Annotated in this window: 16 protein-coding genes; 12 read left to right on the top strand and 4 right to left on the bottom strand. The window is 69.4% G+C overall.

Features of this window, described 5'->3' with window-relative positions; translation table 11 throughout:
• The first annotated feature begins 29 nt into the window (after window positions 1-29).
• The gene (locus ACV7GQ_RS08565) at window positions 30-1,034 is read left to right on the top strand and encodes a DUF1616 domain-containing protein (RefSeq protein ID WP_470313092.1); all 1,005 of its coding nucleotides are present in this window, start codon (window positions 30-32) and stop codon (window positions 1,032-1,034) included.
• A gap of 307 nt (window positions 1,035-1,341) precedes the next feature.
• Here ACV7GQ_RS08565 and ACV7GQ_RS08560 read toward each other — a convergent pair whose 3' ends face one another.
• Both ACV7GQ_RS08560 and ACV7GQ_RS08555 read right to left on the bottom strand, forming a co-directional pair.
• A complete protein-coding gene (locus tag ACV7GQ_RS08560; RefSeq protein ID WP_470313091.1) occupies window positions 1,342-4,644 on the bottom strand; it encodes a PKD domain-containing protein in 3,303 nt (1,100 codons plus the stop codon).
• A 92-nt stretch (window positions 4,645-4,736) separates the two neighbouring features.
• The gene (locus ACV7GQ_RS08555; protein ID WP_470313090.1) at window positions 4,737-5,846 is read right to left on the bottom strand and encodes a Gfo/Idh/MocA family protein; all 1,110 of its coding nucleotides are present in this window, start codon (window positions 5,844-5,846) and stop codon (window positions 4,737-4,739) included.
• Window positions 5,847-6,079: 233 nt separating this feature from the next.
• Between ACV7GQ_RS08555 and ACV7GQ_RS08550 the strand changes: the two genes are divergently transcribed.
• Together ACV7GQ_RS08550 and ACV7GQ_RS08545 are read left to right on the top strand one after the other, a co-directional pair.
• On the top strand, window positions 6,080-7,123 hold the full coding sequence (locus tag ACV7GQ_RS08550; protein ID WP_470313089.1) for a glycosyltransferase family 2 protein: 1,044 nt from the start codon (window positions 6,080-6,082) through the stop codon (window positions 7,121-7,123).
• Between the two features lie 65 nt (window positions 7,124-7,188).
• Window positions 7,189-8,616, top strand: a complete 1,428-nt coding sequence (locus tag ACV7GQ_RS08545) for a hypothetical protein (RefSeq protein WP_470313088.1) — start codon at window positions 7,189-7,191, stop codon at window positions 8,614-8,616.
• A gap of 12 nt (window positions 8,617-8,628) precedes the next feature.
• Here ACV7GQ_RS08545 and ACV7GQ_RS08540 read toward each other — a convergent pair whose 3' ends face one another.
• On the bottom strand, window positions 8,629-10,239 hold the full coding sequence (locus tag ACV7GQ_RS08540; RefSeq protein ID WP_470313087.1) for an alkaline phosphatase family protein: 1,611 nt from the start codon (window positions 10,237-10,239) through the stop codon (window positions 8,629-8,631).
• Window positions 10,240-10,521: 282 nt separating this feature from the next.
• On the opposite strand from ACV7GQ_RS08540, the gene ACV7GQ_RS08535 reads away from it, so the two are divergent.
• The 4 genes from ACV7GQ_RS08535 to aglF all read left to right on the top strand — a co-directional run bounded on the left by ACV7GQ_RS08535 (window position 10,522) and on the right by aglF (window position 14,361).
• Complete coding sequence (locus tag ACV7GQ_RS08535) at window positions 10,522-12,366, top strand: right-handed parallel beta-helix repeat-containing protein (RefSeq protein WP_470313086.1); 1,845 nt, start codon at window positions 10,522-10,524, stop codon at window positions 12,364-12,366.
• 2 nt (window positions 12,367-12,368) lie between these two features.
• Window positions 12,369-12,569, top strand: a complete 201-nt coding sequence (locus ACV7GQ_RS08530; RefSeq protein WP_470313085.1) for a hypothetical protein — start codon at window positions 12,369-12,371, stop codon at window positions 12,567-12,569.
• 78 nt (window positions 12,570-12,647) lie between these two features.
• Window positions 12,648-13,520, top strand: a complete 873-nt coding sequence (locus ACV7GQ_RS08525; RefSeq protein ID WP_470313084.1) for a beta-keto acid cleavage family enzyme — start codon at window positions 12,648-12,650, stop codon at window positions 13,518-13,520.
• A gap of 64 nt (window positions 13,521-13,584) precedes the next feature.
• Window positions 13,585-14,361 carry a UTP--glucose-1-phosphate uridylyltransferase AglF gene (gene aglF, locus ACV7GQ_RS08520; protein ID WP_470313083.1) on the top strand — a complete coding sequence of 259 codons (777 nt, stop codon included), beginning with the start codon at window positions 13,585-13,587 and terminating at the stop codon, window positions 14,359-14,361.
• Window positions 14,362-14,394: 33 nt separating this feature from the next.
• Here the strand turns inward: aglF and ACV7GQ_RS08515 are convergent, their stop codons facing one another.
• Window positions 14,395-15,354, bottom strand: coding sequence for a polysaccharide deacetylase family protein (locus ACV7GQ_RS08515; protein ID WP_470313082.1), 960 nt, complete (start codon window positions 15,352-15,354; stop codon window positions 14,395-14,397).
• A gap of 233 nt (window positions 15,355-15,587) precedes the next feature.
• On the opposite strand from ACV7GQ_RS08515, the gene ACV7GQ_RS08510 reads away from it, so the two are divergent.
• From ACV7GQ_RS08510 to ACV7GQ_RS08490, 5 genes are read left to right on the top strand one after another with little or no spacing between them, the layout of a single operon-like run.
• Window positions 15,588-16,169 (top strand): acyltransferase, encoded by a 582-nt coding sequence (locus ACV7GQ_RS08510; protein ID WP_470313081.1) that lies wholly within the window; start codon window positions 15,588-15,590, stop codon window positions 16,167-16,169.
• On the top strand, window positions 16,166-16,939 hold the full coding sequence (locus ACV7GQ_RS08505) for a hypothetical protein (RefSeq protein WP_470313080.1): 774 nt from the start codon (window positions 16,166-16,168) through the stop codon (window positions 16,937-16,939). The genes ACV7GQ_RS08510 and ACV7GQ_RS08505 overlap by 4 nt, the downstream gene beginning before the upstream one ends.
• Window positions 16,936-17,973, top strand: a complete 1,038-nt coding sequence (locus ACV7GQ_RS08500) for a DUF354 domain-containing protein (RefSeq protein WP_470313079.1) — start codon at window positions 16,936-16,938, stop codon at window positions 17,971-17,973. Before ACV7GQ_RS08505 ends, ACV7GQ_RS08500 begins: the two co-directional genes overlap by 4 nt.
• Complete coding sequence (locus tag ACV7GQ_RS08495) at window positions 17,970-18,863, top strand: polysaccharide deacetylase family protein (RefSeq protein ID WP_470313078.1); 894 nt, start codon at window positions 17,970-17,972, stop codon at window positions 18,861-18,863. The genes ACV7GQ_RS08500 and ACV7GQ_RS08495 overlap by 4 nt, the downstream gene beginning before the upstream one ends.
• A 34-nt stretch (window positions 18,864-18,897) precedes the next feature.
• On the top strand, window positions 18,898-19,902 hold the full coding sequence (locus ACV7GQ_RS08490; protein WP_470313077.1) for a lipid II:glycine glycyltransferase FemX: 1,005 nt from the start codon (window positions 18,898-18,900) through the stop codon (window positions 19,900-19,902).
• Window position 19,903 lies beyond the last annotated feature (1 nt).

Below are 19,903 nucleotides of genomic sequence, written 5' to 3'. Positions count from 1 at the left end.
TCGACGACCGACCGGTGGGGGTCCGTGGCGTGAGCGTCACCGAGACCGCGCGCCGCCTGGCGGCGTCGACGCTCGAGGTCGTACCGATAGACCTCGTTGCGCTGCTCGTCTACACCGTCTTCGCCACCGCGGCGGTGACTGTCGGCGTCGGCGGGACAGTGGTCGGCTTTGTGGTCGGCTCGGTCCTGGTGTTCTTCGTCCCGGGGTACGCGGTCATCGCCGCGCTCTTCCCCCGTCGCCCACAGAACAGGGACGCCGGCGAGGGGGCTATCGGGCTCTCGCTGACGGCCGCCCACGACGGCGTCCTCGCACGCGAACGCCTGGCGCTGTCGTTCGGGCTCAGCGTGACGCTGATTCCGCTCGCCGCGGTCACGCTCGGGGCCCTGGGCGTCCGACTGACCACGGAGTCCGTGCTCGCGACGGTGTGGCTCGTCGTCGTCCTCGGCGTCGTCGTCGGCACTGCTCGGCGCCTCGCCGTCCCGGCCCACGAACGGTTCGACCCGCTGGCGGTCGCCCGCCAGACCGGGACGGAGCGCTTCTTCGGCGGCGACGCGGTGACCCGCGCGCTGACCGTCTGCCTCTGTATCGCCGTCGTGGCCGCACTCGGCTCGCTCACCGTCGCGCTGGCGGGCCCCACCCAGTCGATGTCCTACACCAGCGCGTCGCTGTTGACCGAGTCGGCCTCCGGCGAGTACATGGCCGGTGGCTACCCGACGAACGGCACCGTCGGCGAGTCGACCCCGCTCGTTCTCGAGGTGACGAACCACCACGACGCCGCCGCGAACTACACCGTGGTCACGAGGCTCCAGCGGGTCGACGGCGGGACGGTCCTCGCGAGCGAGACGCTCAGACGGCAGTCACAGCGGGTCGGCGTGAACGAGACGTGGACGTACGACCACAGGGTCACGCCGACGATGGCCGGCCAGGACCTCCGGCTGGCGTACTACGTCGTCCGCGGCCCGATGCCGGACACCCTCGACGACGGGACTGCAGACAAGGTGCTGTACCTCCGAATCGACGTCGCGCCGCGGTGACCGGACCGGTCGTCGGTCGGCTCGGGCAACCGCCGTCGCCATCCCGCTTTGCTTACTGGCGACCTGCTTACTCGGTCGACGCTCGCGACCGCCACGGCGACTCTCACCCTCGGGAGCCCTGAGCACGAGTCTTCTTGACTGGCGACCGGTGGGGCCGACGCTGCGGGATGCGGCCGTTGGGGTCTCCCGGTTGGGTACAGTGTAGGTTCGAACCTACTGTCCTACATATCGGTGGCTATCGGTAGCTTCTCGCCTCGAGAGCTACCGCAAAACCCTGAGAAAGACCAGATACCGAACGCCGGCCGCCTCAGAGCTGCCGGCTGAGGACGGCGATGCTGCCCCCGACGAGTCCGATACCGCCCAGCGCGAGGACACCGAGCAGGAGCGGCGACATCGACCCACCGTCGCCGCCCTCGGACCCGGCCCACGACTCCGTCCGGGCGGTCCTCGCCTCGCCGCCGACGGTCACCGACGCGTTCTGCCCGTTGACGCCCACGGTGTAGCGGCCGGGGTGTTCGATGCGCTGCTCGAAGGTGACCGTCTCCGTCTCGCCGGGTGCGACGGTCACGGACTGGCGTTCGACCACCTCGCCGAAGACGACGAAGGAGGCGTTCTCGGTGCCGGTGACGGTCCCGTCGTTGCGGAACGTCGCGCGCACCTGCACGGACTCCCCGGCGTCGACCGTCTCCCGTTCGACGTCGACCGACGGGGAGCCGATGTCGGCTCTCGCCGGTGCGACGTCGATCGTCGTCTCGAGGCCGGCGACGGTCAGACGCTGCTGCCCGGCCGCCGTCGGGACGACGCTGAACCGGAGCCGCTCGGTCTCGCCCGCCCGAATCGTCACGCGCTCGGAGGCGACGACCCGACCGCCGAGGACCGTCGTGACCGTCTCGGACCCGTCTCGATGTCCCGTGTTGGCGAGCGTCACCGTGACGTCGACCGACTGGTTCGCCACCGGTGAGCCCGCGACGGCGATGTCGGTTCCCTGGACCCGTGCCGTCGGAAGCCCGACGGCGAGCGGGTCCTCCGGGCCGGCCGTCGCGTTGAGGACGACCGTCGACTCGTTCCGGACCAGCGTCGTCTCGACCGGCTCCCACCCGGACCCGTTCCACGTCGCGACGACGAGGGCGTCGACAGAGCCGCCGCGCTCGCGGACAGCCGCACGGTCGACGGCGAGCCGGTACGTGACCGAGGCGGGCGCGGGACTGGACGAGACGGTCGGGCCGAGCGCCAGCAGCGTCTCGTCGGTCCCGGTCGGCGGCCCGTCGCTCCCGTTCCACGCGTCTGACACCGTCACCGCGCTCCCGGACGAGACGTCGCTCATCGCGACGCGCTCGACCGTCACCGGGCCGCTCCCGAGCGCCCCGTCGTCGAGGCCGACGCCGACGACGTCGGCGTCCACGTTGCTCTGGACGGTGACGCCGCTCCCGTCGCGGGTCGCCGTCGCGGCCGGTTCGTCGTCGTCGGGCTCCGGCGCCGGAGCGGGGGCTGCTCCACCGCCACCGCCGCCTCCGCCACCACCGCCGCCACCGTCGTCACCGCCGCCGCTGTCGCTCCCGTCGCCACCGCCGGACGCCGGTTCGACGGTCACCGCGACGGCGGCGTTCGCCGTCTGGCCGTAGCGGCCGGTCACCTCGTAGGTCACCGTGTACTCCCCGGCCGTCTCGAAGACGTGCCTGTTCTCGGTCTCGACGGTCGTGGTCGTCTCCCCGTCGCCGAAGTCGAGGCGCTCCCCGGTGACCCGGTCCGGCGGCGTGGCCTCGGCGGTGAAGACGACGGCCTCGCCCGGCCGGAGCTCCCGGCGGTCAGCCGACAGCGTGGCCGACAGGTCCCTCTCGGCCGCGACGCTGACCGTCGCCGTCGCCGTCGAGGAGACGTTCGCGGCGTCCGTGACGCTCACGCTCACGCTCCGATTGCCGACGGTGTCGAACGACGTGGTCAGCGAGGCGGTCGTCGTCACGTTCTCGGCGGTGCCGTCGCCGTCGGTGTCCCACGCGTACGTTGCGCCGCCGCGGGGGACCGTCGAGTTGCTGGCGTCCAGCGTGACGTTCGTCGCCGGGCGGGCGGTCGCGGGCGCGTCGAGTCTGGCGACCGGGTCCTCGCTCGCGTTGCGCTGGACCGCGATTGTCGCGTTCGCGCTGTCGGTCTGGCCGCTGGCGTCGGCGACGGTGACGGTCACCGTCCGGTTCCCCGTGTTGTCAAACGACGTCTGTATCTGCGAGGCGTTGGTGCGTCGGTCGACCGTCCCGTCGCCGTCGACGTCCCAGCGGTACTCGCTGATACCGACGTCGTCCGTCGAGTTGCTGGCGTCCAGCACGACGCTCTCGTTCCGGCGTGCCGTCTCCGGCGCCGACAGAGCCGCTTCGGGCGGCTGGTCCACCACGACCTCGATGCTGGTGTTGGCCGTGTCGGTGTCGCCCTGGCCGTCGCTGACGGTCAGGGAGACGTTGTACGAGCCAGTCTGCGTGTAGGCGTGCTGCACGGTGGACCCGGTCGCACTGGTGCCGTCACCGAGCGTCCACGCGTACGTGCCGCCGTCGCCCACGGTCGAGTTGCGCCCGTCGAAGGTGACCGTCTCGCCCACGCGGGCGCTCGCCGGCCCCTCGATGACCGCCTCGACGGACTGGTTCGACGAGACTGTCACCGACGCGGTGGCCTCGCCGCGCCGACGCTCCGTGTCGTCGACGAACACGGTGACCGTCTTCTCGCCGGTCGTCTCGTAGGTCCGGTTCAGCGTCGGCCCGTCCGTCTCGACCTCGACGCTGCCGTCGCCGTCCGTGTCCCAGAAGTAGCCGTAGATCTCCCCGTCGTCCGTCGAGTTGCTGGCGTCGTAGGTGACCGTCTGGCCGACGGTGGCGTTCGACGGCGACGCCGTCAGCGACGCGTTCGGTGCGCTCCCGGCCGCACAGGCCCCCTGCTGGACCGAGACCGAGGCGTTCTTCGAGAGCGGGGCGAGGCGCTCCTCCGGCCCTCTGGCCCGCCAGCTCAGGGGATCGTCGGCGTATTCCCAGTCCTCAGTCTCGGCCGCGTAGGTGTCGTTGCCCCACTCGGCGTCGATGACGATGGCGGAGTCGTTGGCGTGCGCCAGCCCGCGCAGCGCGCCCCCGTCGTTCCGGTCGGGCTCCCACATCCAGTCCATCTGGCTGGACGTGGCGTTGTGGATGAACCGGTCGTCCCGGTTCGGGTAGTTGTCGTCCTCGACGGCCCACGCCGCCTCGGTCGGGATGTTCGTGATGTCCATCGAGACGGCGCCGGCGGTGTCGCCCCCGTCGTTGCGCTTGTCGTGGAGGAAGACGAGACTGTCGCCCTCTGACCCGCGGTAGACGTAGAACTGGCTTACCTGCGACACCTGACGCTCTTCGGTCCCGTGCGAGCTGAAGTCCGTGTCGTTCTGGTAGTCGTAGTACGTGACGACGTCCTGTGATCCGTCGCCGACGATGGTAAGCGGAACACACCGCTCGCCCTGCACCACGCTGTAGGCGTCCGGTCTGTTCTCGACGTTCTCGACGTTCCCCGCGGCCGTGCCGACCGGTCCTAAGGGGCCGATACTTGCGCCGACGACGAGCAGTACCAACGCGATGCTCCTGATTGCGAGTGTCTCCCGTTCCATGATGGTCCGACGGGCTGGTGCCCGCCTCGGTATGGCCGGGTTTCAGAAGAGTACGGCTTTGTTATAGAGCGCCGTCTCTGGGTAACGGACGCTTACACCGAGTCTGTGTTCAGTTGAATCTGCTCGCCGGCGGCCGGTCGCGCCGCGGCCTGTCGGACCGCCTCCATGATACGGAGCGTCCACGTCCCCTCGGCGACTGGGACCGGCATCGGGTCGCCGTTGAGGATCGCTCTGGCCTCGGCGTCGAACTGGTAGTAGTGGGAGTCGAGGTCGCGTTCGGCCGCCCAGTCGTCGGTGAGGCTCCGCCGGGCGACGGCGACGAGGTTCTCCAGGGTCCCCTCGATGCGGCCGAGGACGTGGTCGACGTTCGTGAGCGCGCGGGCCTTCGCGGAGGTCTCGTAGTCCCGGTCGAGGACCGTCACCGTCTGGGAGACGACGTCGACGAGGAGACTGCCGCGCTCGCCGTGGATACGGACGGACTTGTGCGGGACGTCGCTGGCCAGTATCGTGGCGTTACAGAGGACGCCGGTCTCGCTGGTGTACTGGAACTGGACGCTGTCGTAGTCGAACCCCTGTTCGTACTCCCTGGTGAGCCCCGTCTGGGCCTGAATCGCGTCTTCGTCGACCGGGTAGCCGCCGAGTTTCAGCACGATGTAGATGGGGTGTGGGAGCCCCTCCTCGAACTCGCCGCCGGGGAGGTCGAACGCCCACGCGCCCCGGCGCACGTCGTCGGGGTACGTCTCGCCGGTGTAGAGGATGTTCACGGAGCGGACGTCGCCGATGGCGCCGCGGTCGACGAGCCGGGCCGCCTTGCGGACGGCCGGGTCGAAGTTGTGGTTGTGGACGACCGACACTGGTACGTCGTGGTCGGCGGCGAGCGACTCCAGCTCCTCCGCTTCGACGGCCGACGTCGTCACGGGCTTCTCTATCTGGACGGCGATACCGTCCTCGATGGCCATCCGCGCCAGGTCGAGGTGTGTCTGGACGGGCGTACAGAGGTGGAGCCAGTCGAGGTCCTCGCGGGCGAGCATCCCCTCGAAGTCGGCGAAGGCCCCGATGTCGTACTCCGTCGCCTTCGCTCTCGCTCGGGACTCGTCGAGGTCGCAGATGGCGACGAGGTTCGTCAGCGGACACTTCTGGAGACCGGAGAGGTGGACGTCGGACACCGTGCCGCCGCCGACGACTGCGCTGTTCAGCGTCATCGTCACATCACCTCGGGGCTGTCGGTATTGTTATAGGCGCTGTGTGCGGCGGTAAGAGCTCGCTACTGGCGTCGACATGCCGCCGTTACCGGGGGGCGACGCGACGCTGCCGTTCAACAGCGCCGAACCGCTCCGACGCGCGGCACAAGCCGACCATAACAATGCCAGAGACGGCACCAGTTCCCGGCGAGAATGGGTCCTGAAACTCCCCCGCGCGTCGGAGCGTGGTGACGATGTACCGTGAGGCAACAGTCGCCGTCGTCGTGCCGGCCTACAACGAGGAGGGACTGGTCGGCGAGACCATCGAGACGATTCCCGACTACGTCGACCGGATATACGCGGTCGAGGACGGCTCGACCGACGGGACGTGGGCGGAGATACGCCGGACCGCCGAGCGTGTCAACGCCGCGTCGACCTCCAGAAACGGCTTCTCGCGCCGTGTGGTTCCCATCAAGCACGACGCGAACCGCGGCGTCGGCGGCGCGATAAAGACCGGCTACCTCGCCGCCCGCGAGGACGGCATCGACGTGACCGCGGTCATGGGCGGGGACGCCCAGATGCAGCCGGAACTCCTCGAGGGCGTGGTCCGCCCGATCGTCGAGGGTGAAGCCGACTACGTCAAGGGGAACCGCCTGATGAACGAGGCCCACCGGAGCGGGATGCCCCGCTTCCGCTACGTCGGCAACCGCATCCTGACGTGGCTGACCCGCATCGCGAGCGGCTACTGGACCATCGGCGACCCGCAGAACGGGTACACCGCCATCTCGCTGCACGCGCTGGAGACGGCGGGCATCGAGGACATGTACGAGTACTACGGCTACTGCAACGACCTCCTCGTCAGGCTGAACGTCGCGGGGCTCCGGGTCGTCGACGTGCCGCGGCCGGCGAACTACGGCGACGAGGAGAGCCACATCACGTACCGTTCGTACATCCCGAAGGTGTCCGGGATGCTCCTCCGGGACTTCCTCTGGCGCCTCCGGACCAAACACGTCGAGGAGGGGCCGTACTCGATGCTCGCGCTGTTCCTCGGCGCCGCGATGGCCGTCGTCGCCGGTGTCGTCGACGCGGTGCGGAGCGACGGGCCCCTGCTCGAGGCGCTCCCCCGCCTGCTCGGGTCGTTCCTCCTCGGTACCGCCTTCCTCGTGGGGGCGCTGCTGGTCGACCGGAACTACGAACAGCATCTCGACGACCGCATCGACCTGCCGGTGGGCGACGGCCAGCCCGAGGGTGGCCAGGCGTCCTCGGCCTCCGTCTCGCCCGCCGTCGGGGACGACTGACGCCAGCGGGGTATTACTCGACATAAAGCCACCATAACAATTCGCCACTCGTGGTCAGGGACGGTATGTCACGGGAACGGACGCGCCGTCGATTCCTCGCCAGACTGGGTGCTGCCGGGCTGCTCGGCTCGCTCGCTGGGTGTCCGCGCGAGGACGGTGCCCCCAGGACCACGACTCCCACGTCGTGGACGACACGGTCGACAACCGCGGACACCGCCGTCGCTCGAGAGACTCCGACGCCCACAACGTCACCGACCGCCACGCCCGACCCCGAGGACTACGACCGGGTCGTCGACGTCGTCGAGGCGGGCGCGGACCCGACCGGCTCCGTCTCCATCCACGCGACGCTCCAGTCGCTCGACACCGACCACACGCTGGTCCGGTTCCCGCCCGGCGAGTACCTGCTCGACGAGCACTGGTACGTCGACGAGTTCACCCAGCTGGGCATCGTGGGCCCGGAGGCGACCATCACAACCGTCCCGAACTTCGGCGGGCCGCTGTTCGGGCTGGGCCGCAGCGAGGACGCCATCGACCTCGCCGTCGAGGGGCTGACGTTCGACTTCCGACGGGGGAACACCGGCCCGCGACCGCTCCACCTGACCGTCGCCGACGACCTGTACGTCGCCGACGTCACCGTGCGCGGCGAGTTCGACGTGGACCAGGACGCGATGCGGTTCGGCGTCACCGACCCGGAGGGCACGGGGGTCGTCCGACGGCTCCGCATGCCCGACGGCGGTGCACCCCAGTTCACGAACACCGGCTGTTACCTCGGCGAGGACCACCGCGGCCATCTCCGGTTCGAGGACTGTCTCGTGGGTGGCTTCCCCGACAACGGCCTCTACGCCTCCCCCGCGCCGGGGCGCGTCGACGTCGTGGGCGGCCTCTACCGGAACAACGGCGTCTCGAACGTGCGGGTGAGCGGGCCCGCGACAGTCGAAGGCGTGACGGTCCGCTGTGACACGGCGCGGCCCGGCGTCCCGAACATGCGCGGTATCCGCCTCCGCGAGGGCGGGGACGTCCTCGTCGACGGCTGTCGCGTCGTGATGGACCGCGTGACCGAGAGCGACGGTGGCATCACCTGCGCCAACTGGCTCGAGTCGGCCACGATCCGGAACACGCACGTCACCGTCCGGGCCGACGGGGTCCGGGCGCTCTGGGCCAAGGACCCGAAGAACGGTTCCAGCGCGGCGCGCCGCTACCCGCTGCAGATTCAGGACCTCACCGTGGACGGGTCCGCCGCCGGAAACACGGCGATAATGATAAGCCGGCGCAACGGGACGCTCCTCGAGGACCTCTGTGTCTGCCAGACCGGACGGGGGCGGGACGGCGTCACCGTCGTCGAGTCGGCCGACTCGACCCTCCGCCGATCGTCCATCACCGTCACCGGGACGCCGCTGGTGACCGAGCGCGCTGCGCTCGACCGGCGTGACCTGCGGCTCCAGTCGCTCGGAAGCCCAGGCCGCGTGAGCACCGACGTCTGTGACTGCTCGTGACCCCGCCGGCGGTCACTCCCCGTCCGAGAGATAGCCGAGGTTGGCGAGTCGGTCGGCCACGTCGTGGTCGTCCCGGACCCGTCCCTCCGTCTGCTCGTAGTCGGGGTACGACGCGACCGGCGACGGGTCGACTATCGGGAGCGGACTCCCGTCCATCCGTTCGGCACGCGGGACGCCGAGTGTACTCAGGACCGTCGGTGCCACGTCGAACAGGTGCGCGTCCGCGAGCGACGCCGACCCGTCGATAGCCGGCCCGGTCGCCGCGACGATGCCGTCGCGCTTGTGGTTCCACGGCTCCCGCGGCGTCCCGAACCACTCGCCGAGCAATGAGCCGTTGAGGAAGTTGTCGAACGCCCGGGGGACGACGACCACGTCCGGCGCGTCCTCCACGTAGGGCCCGTCGAAGACGGCCTCCCGTGGGACGACCTCCTCGAAGACCGGCGCCCCGTCCGGGTCTTCGACGGCCGCGAGTCGGTCGATGACCTCCCGACGCGTCGACTCGTAGGCGCCCGGGGCGACGACGCCGTCGGGCTCGCGGCCGGCGAGGTTGAGGCGGACCCCCAGTTCGATGCGGTCGCGCATGTACGCCTGCGAGGCGCGGAAGTCGACCTGTTCGGTGCCCGCCCGGACGGCGTCTGTCGGGACGATTCGGGCGACGGTGTCGGCCAGCCCGAGGGGTTCGAGGACCGCTTCGACGCGCTGGCTCGTCACGCCGGCGCGAGCGAGGAGGCCGACGGCCCGCTCCAGCGGGCCCGGGTCCGGCGTCCCCCCGCTCTCGCCCTGCTGGAGGCGGCGGCGAGCGATGGCGTCCCAGGACGGCATCCCCTCCCCGCCGGTCGTCGTCTCCAGCAGGTCCCAGTCCCGTAAGCACTCGTTAACGCGGATTTCGCGCCCCTCGTAAGGGCCGATGCCGTGGTCGCTGACCACGATGACGTTGTCGGGGTCCGCGGCGTCGAGGGCCGTCGCCACGGCGTCGTCGACGGCCCCGAACACGCACTCGACGGCCTCGGTGTCCTCCGGTCGCCGGTGGAACACCGTGTCGGTCTGCTGGAACTCCAGAAAGCCGAAGTCGGGGTCGAACCGGTCGACGAGGTAGGCGAACGCGTCGCCTCTGGTCTTCGCGTGGGCCGCCACGTCGTCGAGCGCCGCCTCGCCCGGCGTGTCCATCGGCCCGTAGACCGAGTAGGACCCGACGGCCTCCCGCACGTCCTCGAGGACGCCCCCGGGGTGGCCCGGTGGGTCCTCCGGCGAGACGTAACCGGGGATTACCGCGCCCTCGACGGCGCTCGCGGGGGCGGTCACCGGGACGTTCACCACGACGCTGCTGTGACCGTGGTGGTCCAGCAGCTCCCAGAGCGCGTGGGCGCGCACGTCCGTCGCGTCCACGACGTCGTGGTCGTAGCCGTCGAACCGAAGGAAGCCGTAGACCCCGTGTTTCCCGGGGTTGACGCCGGTGTACAGCGACGGCCACGCGCTCGGCGTCCACGGCGGGAGCTGGGAGGTCAGTGGACCGCTGACGCTCTCCTCGAAGAATGCCGACAGCGTCGGCGTCACCCCGGCGTCGAACAGCGGTTCGAGGACCGAGCGACAGGTCCCGTCCAACCCCAACAGCAGTGTCCGCATCGTCGCGGACTCCCGTGGCTGTCGGCTTTGTTATCTGAGCCCTACCGGCGAGGACGGTGTGGTATGCGATGCTTAGACACACGTTACTCAGTGGTAGATTCAGCTTAGAGAACTATTTCTTCGCGTATCGTCTGAAGAACTGAATTAAGTTCGTGCTACCGGCAACGAACTCCGGGTGGTAAGCAGGCCGTACGTAGTCGGTGACCATTCCGGTGTAAGTAGGGTAACCCTACGCAGCAGGTGGTCAGAACACCTTTTCAGGTAGGTCGACCCTGCCCGGATATGGCAGGAAGCCACGACGACGACTCCGCCGAGAAAGGACATCGTACCAACCGCCGGACGTTCATGAAGACCGTCGGCGTCGCCGCGACGGCCGCCGTCGGGAGTACGGCCGTCACCGGGGCGTTCGCGGCCGATACGACCGTCGACCTCGCCGACGAGGGCCTCGAGAATGGTGAGCTTATCGACCCCTATCTGGAGGAGTTCTTCGTCGACGGCAACGAGGTCCTGATACCGGCCGGCGAGTACGAGTACACTGGTGACGGCCTCGGTGGCGACATCGCCAACGCAGCGCTCGTCGGGTCCGCCGACGGCGTCACGTTCAACCGCCCGGACGACCCCGAGACGACGGTTAGGCCGACCATACGGGCGACGAGCGGGACCGTCCGCGTCGAGAACATCACCGTCCGCGGCAAGCGTGGCGAGGAGCAGTCCCGCTGGCGCGTCGGCGCCGACGAGGGTGCGACGATGGAGGTCGTCAACGTGAACGTCCCCGACGGCACCGTCGAGAACTCGGACTCGACGGGGGTCTACGCCGGCTCGGACCACGCCGGGACCCTCCTCGTCAAGGCGTGTTACTTCGCCCAGCTCGGCAACGTCGCCTGCTACGTCTCGGACCCCTACACGGGTGCGAACGGACAGGTTATCGTCGAAGACTGCGTCTTCCGGAACACGAACTCGGCCGGCGTCCGCTTCGCGCCGGGCGACAGCGTCGTCCGCGGCTGCTACTTCGAGGCCACCGAGGAGTCGCCCACCGAGACCGGCGGCGGCCGCGCCCAGCGCGGCATCAAGATCGACGACGCGGGCCAGGAGGTCGTCATCGAGGACTGTGACTTCAACTGGACCGACGTCGGCGGCCCCTGCATCGACTTCCACGAACGCGGTGAGGGCGGCTCCGGCGTCGTCCGGAACTGCCGCATCACGAACGACGGCGACAGCGAACCGTTCGACACGGAGTGGGACGTCGCGGGCAACTGGACCGGCGAGAACATCCAACTCACCGGCAGCGGTCCGACGGACGTGCCCGACGGGTTCGAAGCCGTCACCGGGAGCGAGGCGGAACCCGCGAACACGGACTACGCCATCTGGACGCCCGTCGGTGGCGAAGCCACGAGTTCGACCGAGTCGACAACCGAGACCGAGACGGAGACCGCGACCGCCACGGAGACCGAGACCAGTACCGAGAACACCACGACAGAGACCGCGACCCCGGAATCTACGGAGACGGCGACGCCTGAACCGACCGAGACGGCGACCGCCACGGAGACCGAGACGGCCACACCGGAGCCGACCGAGACCGCGACCCCCGAACCGACAGCGACGCCAGAACCGACCGAGACGGCCACGCCGGAGCCCACCGCGACGGCGACCCCCGAACCGACCCAAACCGCGACACCAGAGCCTACGGAGACCGAGACGGCGACGCCTGAACCGACCGAGACGGCGACGCCCGAACCCACCGAAACGGCGCCCTCGGACGACTCGGAGACGCCCGCCGAGAAGGGACAGAACGGTGGCTCGTCCAGCGCGGGCGACGCCCGCAGCGAGACCGGTGCAGAGAAGTCGTCGGCGCCGAAGGGGTACCCCAACCGCATCGAGATAGACGGGACCGGCGACGCCGAGGAGGACGCCACCTACACGTTCTCGGTCACAGGCGACGTCGTCGTCGACGAGGAGCGGACGAAGGTCGTCAACAGCGGGACGGCGGCCGACGAGAAGCGCGACCACATCGGCTGTAAGGTCGTCAGCGGCCACGTGGGGAACGGCGTCGACGCCTACTACTACAGCGGCCGTCTCCGCGACGTGGACGTGCAGGGCGACGGTGAACTCTACATCTACCACGGGTAAGCATGTTCTCGAACAACGAGTGGGACGACGTCCCCGACGACCCCGACCCACACGAGAACCTCGACTACGAGATGGCGGAGCTCACCGTCATCCAGTCCGAGACCGACGACAAGTACGTCTTCCTCCCGGCGGAGGAGGACCACCTGCTAGAGGACGCCTTCATCGTCGCCGGCGCCGACGCGCTCGTGGAACTGCGCGAGTGAGGCCGGCTTAAGGGCCTCTATAACTATCCGGCGATACGTGGTGTGGTCGCACACACCACTACATCGGTGTGGGTGACGATGACTTACGACGACTACATTCGCGGCGACGAGGCGATACTCGGCGTCGCACCGACGGGCTACCGCTATTCGACGGACGTGAACGAGTCGCTGCCTGTGGCCCCCGACGAGGTCGCAGAGCAGGTGTACGAATCGGCGTCGTTCGGCGCGACGCTGGCCCACCTCCACGGCAGGGACGCCGACGGCGAGCCGGCCCCGTCACGGCTGTCGGCGTTCGGGTCGGCGGTCAGAGACCTCTGTCAGGACGACGTGCTCGTCGAGTACGCCGTCGAACCCCGGTGTTCGCCCGGCGACTTCCTCGCCATCCTCGACGAGAGCCCGGCGCCGGATCTGGCGTCCGTCCGCGTGGGTCCCGCCCAGTACGGCTACCGCGAGGCGTCCGACACGAGCCGCCGGGACGTCGACCGGTTCGTCGAGGAACTGGCGGCGCGGGGGATAAAGCCCAACCTGTTGGTCACCAGCGGTCGCGACCTGCAGGAGGTCTACCGACTGCGCGAGCAGTCGGTGCTGGAGGACCCGCCGGTGGTGACCCTCCTGTTCGGGGCCGCCGACGGGACCGTCGCGACGCCGACGAACGTCCTCTCGCTACTGGACGCCGTCCCCGACGAGGCGGCCTGCTTCGTGCGTGCGACCGGCCCGAACCAGTACCCGCTGACCGCCGTGGCCTTCTTCCTCGGGGCCCACCCCGTCGTCGGGATGGAGGACAACCTCTTCGTCGGCCCCGAGACGCCCGTCGAGCGCAACGCCCAGCTCGTCCGACAGGCCGCAGAGCGGACGCGCTACTCGCTCCGGGAGGTCGCCTCGCCGGAGACCACGCGGCGACTGCTGGGCCTGCCGAGCGTCGAGGCCGAGGACAACGACATCGAGGTCTGAAACGGGCGCCTACCGACCGAAGGCGGACCATACCTTTCTCTCGGGACGCCGCCTCGTCGGTACGATGGACGCTGTGATACTGGCGGCCGGTCAGGGAACCCGCCTCCGCCCGCTCACGGACGACAAACCGAAAGGGATGGTCGAGGTCGCCGGCAAGCCCCTCCTCACGCACTGCTTCGAACAGGTCCTGGAGCTCGGAGCCGAGGAACTGTACGTCGTCGTCGGCTACAAGAAGCAGGTCATCATCGACTACTACGAGGACGAGTTCGAGGGTGTCCCCATCACCTACACCCACCAGCGCGAGCAGAACGGCCTTGCGTCGGCCCTCCTCACCGTCGAGGACCACGTCGACGACGAGTTCATGCTGCTGCTCGGCGACAACGTCTTCGACGCCAACCTCTGTGACGTGATAACGCGCCAGCGCGAGGAACGGGCCGACGCCGCCTTCCTCGTCGAGGAGGTGCCGTGGGAGGAGGCCGGCAGGTACGGTGTCTGCGACACCAACAAGTACGGGGAGATAACCGACGTCGTCGAGAAACCCGACGACCCGCCGTCGAACCTGGTGATGACCGGCTTCTACACGTTCACGCCGGCCATCTTCCACGCCTGTCACCTCGTCCAGCCCTCCGACCGGGGCGAGTACGAACTGAGCGACGCCGTGGACCTCCTCATCCACTCGGGCCGAACCATCGACGCCATCCGCATGGACGGGTGGCGAGTGGACGTGGGCTATCCCGAGGACCGCGACGCGGCCGAGCAACGACTCCAGGACGACGCCGTCACCGTCGCGGACGGGGCGGACGAGGACGCCACGTCGGCCGCCCAGTCCGGCAGCGAGTGACAGGGCACCGCACCCGGCGGCGTATTCTCTGTGTTACGACGTATTACCGTCGGCGACCGCCGTCGACTCCGCCCGGAGCGTCTGCCGCGCGACGTCGTACATCGTCTCGACCGTCAGGTCGCTGTCCTCGCGTCGGCTATCGATGTGTTCCAGAATCGCGCGGAGGCGGTCCACGTCGCGCTGCTCGGTGACGTTGTTCGGGTGTAACCAGAGGTGACAGATGCCGTCCTCGCCGGCCGCGGCGTCGACGCCGAGTCGGGCCTGTCTCACCACCGGGTCGCCGACGGTCGCGGAGAACACCTGCCGGGCGACCCCCTCGAACTCGAAGAGGTACATCGACGCGGGGACGTTCACGAGGCCGTACTCGTCGACGGTGGGCGTCACGAGCGGCGGCGGCCGTTCGACCACCGTCGCCCGTGCGACCTTCCGGGCCGGGCCGAGGACTGGCCCGTCGACGCCGGGCGACGGTGCGGTGCCCCGATAGACGGTGAACCCGGCGTTCGCGAGGGCCTCCCGGTGGCCGACGCGGTTGCGCGGGAAGACGAATGAACGTAGCGAGACGCCGGCGGCCTCGGCCGCTTCGACCGCCCGGCGGCACTCCGCGTCGGCGAGCTGGGGCGTCGCGTAGTCGGCCCCGAACAGCACGTGCGAGTAGGTGTGACAGCCGACGTCGTGTGGTACGGGTGCGTCGATAAGCGAGCGAATCAGGTCCGGCGCGAAGCGGAACCGCTCGGGCATCGGGTCCGGCTCCCGCTCGTGGGCGAACCACCCCGGCGGCGACGGGTGGCCGACGTGTGCCCCGTTGCACGACTCCTCGAACAGGTGGCCGACGACGGCCCACGTCGCCGGGACGGCGAACTCCTCGAACAGGTCGACGAGGCGCTCCCACCCCCAGCGTGCCCGCTCGATGCGCTCTGTCGGGCGGTCCTCTGGCGGATAGTCGTGGAAGCCCCAGCCGAGTTCCGCGTCGACGGAGACGACGACAGTTCCCATTTGTACCCGAGTCGGGGTCGCTCGTATTGGTTATGCGACGGTGACGGACCGGTAAGCCGACTGTAGCATCAGGTTACGACCCACCGACGGCGACCGGTCGCGACCGCCGATTTCACAGGGCGTCCATAACAAAGCCCGGAACTTGCTGAAATCTCCGACAGAGCACAGATGAACGGGACCCGCTGTGTCGACCGGTTCGAGACGTACCGTCTCCCTCCGCGGAGGCCGCGCGCATGAGTAAGTGTCAACTCGGGAGTAGGTGCCGCATCGCCGAGTCGGCACAGATACTCCCGCCCGAGGGAGACCAGACCCCCGCGAGCATCGGCGACGACGGCGTCGTCCGCTCCGGGACGGTGATTTATCCCGACGTCGTCGTCGGCGACGGGTTACAGACGGGGCACGACGCGGTCATCCGCGAGCAGTCGACGGTCGGACACGACGTCGTCGTCGGCACGCAGACGGTCATCGACGGCCAGACCGACGTCGGCGACGGCGTGAGCATGCAGACCGGGGTGTACGTCCCGCCGAAGACGGTAATCGGCGACCGGGTGTTCCTCGGCCCGCGGGCGACGCTGACGAACGACCCGTACCCCCTCCGCATGGACGTCGACCTCGTCGGCCCGACGCTGGAAGACGACGTCTCTATCGGCGCGAACGCGACGCTCCTGCCGGGCGTCACCGTGGGCGAGCGCTCGTTCGTCGCGGCCGGGGCCGTCGTCACCGACGACGTGCCGCCCCGGACGCTGGCGGTCGGGACGCCCGCGAAACACCGCCCGCTGCCGGAGCATCTCGACGCCGCCAACGCCTACCGATGACGCGCGACTTCACCGACGACGCCTACGCAGCGCTGCTGGACACCGCGCTCGACGCGGGCTACGACTTCCTGACGGTCCGCGAGTACGTCCGGCGCGAGTCGCTTCCCGACCGGTTCCTGATTCTCCGCCACGACGTGGACCGCAAGCCCGAGAACTCGGTCCGGTTCGCGCGGCTCGAAGCCGAGCGCGACGTCGCCAGCACGTACTACGTCCGCACCATCGAGAAGGTGTTCCACCCCGAGAAGGTCGAGCGCCTCGAGGCGCTCGGTCACGAGGTCGGCTACCACTACGAGGACCTGGATCGCGCCGACGGCGACGTCGAGGCCGCCAGGGAGTCGTTCGCCGACCACCTCGGCCGCCTGCGCGAGCACGCCACCGTCGACACCGTCTGCATGCACGGCAACCCGTTGACGCCCCACGACAACCGCGACATGTGGGACGACCCCTCGGACCTCGAACCGTACGGTATCCTCGGGGAGGCGTACCTCTCGATGGACTTCACGGACGTGACCTACTTCTCGGACACCGGACGGACGTGGCGCGACGGGGCACTCAAGATAAAGGACCACACGATGGGCGAGGGCGAGAAGCGCTTCGGAGCTGACTCGACGGCCGACCTCCGGGCGCTCCTGCGCACCCACCGGGTCGACCGGGCCTGCCTGCTGACACACCCCAACCGGTGGGCGGACTCGGCGCCGGAGCTGGTCGCCGAGGCGGCCAAAGACGCCATCACCAACGTCGGCAAACGGGGGCTGACGCTGCTGCGATGAACGTCCACTTCGAGGTGGGACACCCGGCCCACGTCCACCTGTTCAAACACGCCGTCTGGGAGCTGCAGGACCGCGGTCACGAGACGCTCGTCACCGCCCGTGAGAAGGAGGTCACGACGGACCTGCTCGACGCCTACGACATCGACTACGAGGTGCTGTCGACGCAGGCCGACTCGACGCCGCGCCTGCTGCTGGAGTGGGCGCTACGCGAACTGAAACTCATCCGGGCCATCCGCGCGTTCGGTTCCGACGTCGTCGTGAGCCACCTCAGTCCCGTCGCCGCGCAGGCGGCCCGCCTGACCGGGACGCCCAGCGTCACGTTCACCGACGACGAGGTGGAGACGCGCTCTCTCCGGCGGTTCACCGTCCCGTTCACCTCCCGCATCTGCACGCCGGCGGGGTTCGAGCTGGACCTCGGCGAGAAGCACCGTCGCTACGACGGCTACCACGAGCTCGCCTACCTCCACCCGGACCGCTTCGACCCGGACCCGACGACCCTGCGCGACCACGGCATCGCCGTCGACGAACCGTACTACGTCCTGCGGTTCGTCTCGTGGGCGGCACACCACGACGTCGGCCGCTCCGGGTTCAGCCGCGACGCCAAACGCCGCCTCGTCGACTACCTCTCGGAGCGCGGCACGGTGTACATCACCAGCGAGTCCGAACTCCCGCCCGAGTTCGAGCCCCACCGCCTCCCTATCCCGCCGGAGGCCATCCACGACCTGCTGTACTACGCCGACGGCTACGTCGGCGACTCACAGACGATGGCGCTGGAGGCCGCGCTCCTCGGGACGCCGTCGGTCCGGTCGAACTCCTTCGTCGGCGACGACGACATCTCGATGTTCCGCGAACTGGACGACCGCGGTCTCATCGTCAACGTGGCCGACGAGGACGAGGCCATAGCCCGCGTGCGGGACATCGTCGAGAGCCCCGAGTCGGCCGCCCAGTGGGACCACCGCCGGGAGCGACTGCTCGCCGAACGCGTCGACGTCACCGACGTCGTCGTCGCGGAGACGCTGGACGCGGGCCGATGAGCGACCGCGTCACCGGGTCGGCGTGGGTGCCGGACGGACACGAGTTCGCCCTCTGTCTCACCCACGACATCGACCGGCCGTACAAGACCTACCAGTCCCTGTTCTACGCGCTCACCCGCCGGGACCCGAGTCACTTGCTGGACCTCGCGCCCAGCCGGACGCCGTACTGGACGTTCGACGACCTGCTGGACTTCGAGCGGGGAGAGGGAGTCCGGTCGGCGTTCTACGTCCTCGACGAGCAGTCGCTGTTCACCGACCGGTCGCCGAGCGAGTGGCTGACCATGGAGGGCTGGCAACTGTACGCCGGCCGGTACGACATCGAGGACGAGCGGATACGGGACCTCCTCCAGACGCTGCGGTCCGGCGGGTGGGAGGTGGGTCTCCACGGGTCCTACGAGTCCGTCGACGACCGGGAGCGCCTCCGCTCGGAGAAGGCCCACCTCGAGTCGGTGCTGGGCGAACCGGTCCTCGGCGGCCGCCAGCACTACCTGCGGCTCGAGCGCCCGGAGACGTGGGAGCACTACCGCGCCATCGGCCTGCGGTACGACACGACGCTCGGGAGCCCGACCGAGTACGGGTTCACCGACGGCTACCACCCGTTCCGACCGTTCGACGACGCGTTCGTCGTCTTCCCGCTGACGGCGATGGAGGCGGCGCTGCCCGACCCCGCGGACTCGTTCGACCGGGCGTGGGCCGCCTGCGAGGCGCTCCTCGACGAGGCCGACGCCAACGACGCGGTGATGACGGTGCTGTGGCACCCGCGCTACTTCAGCCGCGACCACCCGGGGTACGACCGCCTCTACCGTCGGCTCGTGCGGGCCGCACTCGACCGGGGCGCGTGGGTCGGCCCACCGGGCGACCTCTACACCGAGCGCGTAGGAACCAGATAACCAATACCGTCGACAGGTGACTCGGGACCGCAAGATGCGAGTCGAACGACTGACACTCCCAGAGTGGGGGGACGCACTGCCGTCCAGCGGGTACGAGGTCTTCCATCTCCCTGCGGCGCTGTCGGCCGTCGAGACGCACGTCGACGGCGACCTCGTCCTCTTCGGCGGGTTCAAGGGACAGGAACCCGTCGGCCTGCTTCCCATCGTCGAGACGCGTCGGACCGTCGGGCGGACGCTCATGTCCCCGCCGCCCGGTATGAACATCCCCCGACTCGGTCCGATCGTGATGCCGACGAGCCCGAAACAGCGCAAGCGCGAGCGCGTGAACAAGCAGTTCGTCGAGGCCGTCCTCGACGACCTCGGAGCGACGAGGGCGCTCTCACTCGTCCGCCTCCTGACCCCGCGCCACTACGGCGACCCGCGCCCCTTCCAGTGGGCCGACTTCGACCTCTCGACACAGTTCACCTACGTCGTCGACCTCGCCGACACGGACCCGGACACCGTCCTCGGCTCGTTCAGCAAGAGCCTCCGCCGGGACATCCGCCGGGGCCAGGAGAGCGACGTGACCGTCTCGGTCGAGGGCCTCGACGCCATCAGGGAGGTGTTCGAGACGACCCGCGAGCGGTACGTCGACCAGGACCGCGGCTTCCCGCTCACGTGGGCCTACGTCAGGGACCTCGCCACGGGCCTCGGCGACCGGGCCAGAGCGTACGTCGCACGGGACGGCGACGGCGAGTTCGTCTCCGGGGTGACGGTGCTGTACGGTCCCGACACGGCGTACTTCTGGCAGGGCGGTGCGCGCACCGAACACGACGGCGTCAGCGTCAACAGTCTGGTCCACTGGCGGGTCATCGAGGACGTGCTCACGGACCCCGCCTTCGAGGCCATCACGGAGTACGACCTGATGGGTGCGAACACGCGACGCCTCTGTGACTACAAGGGGAAGTTCGCCGGCGAACTGGTCCCCTACTACGCCATCGAGACGGACAGTGCGGCGATGAACATCGCGAAATCGGCCTTCACGGCGGTGACACGGTGAC

This window comes from Haloarcula sp. MBLA0163, from assembly GCF_055632435.1.
Note: the sequence above shows the minus strand (reverse complement) of the source record. Positions and strands in the feature narration are given on the sequence as shown.

Bases quoted from the DNA above. Each gene is read 5' to 3' on its own strand.
- ACV7GQ_RS08540 (WP_470313087.1), bottom strand. From the start codon at position 10,239: ATGCGGACACTGCTGTTGGGGTTGGACGGGACCTGTCGCTCGGTCCTC.
- ACV7GQ_RS08525 (WP_470313084.1), top strand. From the start codon at position 12,648: ATGACTTACGACGACTACATTCGCGGCGACGAGGCGATACTCGGCGTC.
- ACV7GQ_RS08500 (WP_470313079.1), top strand. From the start codon at position 16,936: ATGAACGTCCACTTCGAGGTGGGACACCCGGCCCACGTCCACCTGTTC.
- ACV7GQ_RS08550 (WP_470313089.1), top strand. From the start codon at position 6,080: ATGTACCGTGAGGCAACAGTCGCCGTCGTCGTGCCGGCCTACAACGAG.
- ACV7GQ_RS08560 (WP_470313091.1), bottom strand. From the start codon at position 4,644: ATGGAACGGGAGACACTCGCAATCAGGAGCATCGCGTTGGTACTGCTC.
- ACV7GQ_RS08515 (WP_470313082.1), bottom strand. From the start codon at position 15,354: ATGGGAACTGTCGTCGTCTCCGTCGACGCGGAACTCGGCTGGGGCTTC.
- ACV7GQ_RS08545 (WP_470313088.1), top strand. From the start codon at position 7,189: ATGTCACGGGAACGGACGCGCCGTCGATTCCTCGCCAGACTGGGTGCT.
- ACV7GQ_RS08530 (WP_470313085.1), top strand. From the start codon at position 12,369: ATGTTCTCGAACAACGAGTGGGACGACGTCCCCGACGACCCCGACCCA.
- ACV7GQ_RS08555 (WP_470313090.1), bottom strand. From the start codon at position 5,846: ATGACGCTGAACAGCGCAGTCGTCGGCGGCGGCACGGTGTCCGACGTC.
- ACV7GQ_RS08535 (WP_470313086.1), top strand. From the start codon at position 10,522: ATGGCAGGAAGCCACGACGACGACTCCGCCGAGAAAGGACATCGTACC.
- ACV7GQ_RS08505 (WP_470313080.1), top strand. From the start codon at position 16,166: ATGACGCGCGACTTCACCGACGACGCCTACGCAGCGCTGCTGGACACC.
- ACV7GQ_RS08495 (WP_470313078.1), top strand. From the start codon at position 17,970: ATGAGCGACCGCGTCACCGGGTCGGCGTGGGTGCCGGACGGACACGAG.
- ACV7GQ_RS08490 (WP_470313077.1), top strand. From the start codon at position 18,898: ATGCGAGTCGAACGACTGACACTCCCAGAGTGGGGGGACGCACTGCCG.
- aglF (WP_470313083.1), top strand. From the start codon at position 13,585: ATGGACGCTGTGATACTGGCGGCCGGTCAGGGAACCCGCCTCCGCCCG.
- ACV7GQ_RS08510 (WP_470313081.1), top strand. From the start codon at position 15,588: ATGAGTAAGTGTCAACTCGGGAGTAGGTGCCGCATCGCCGAGTCGGCA.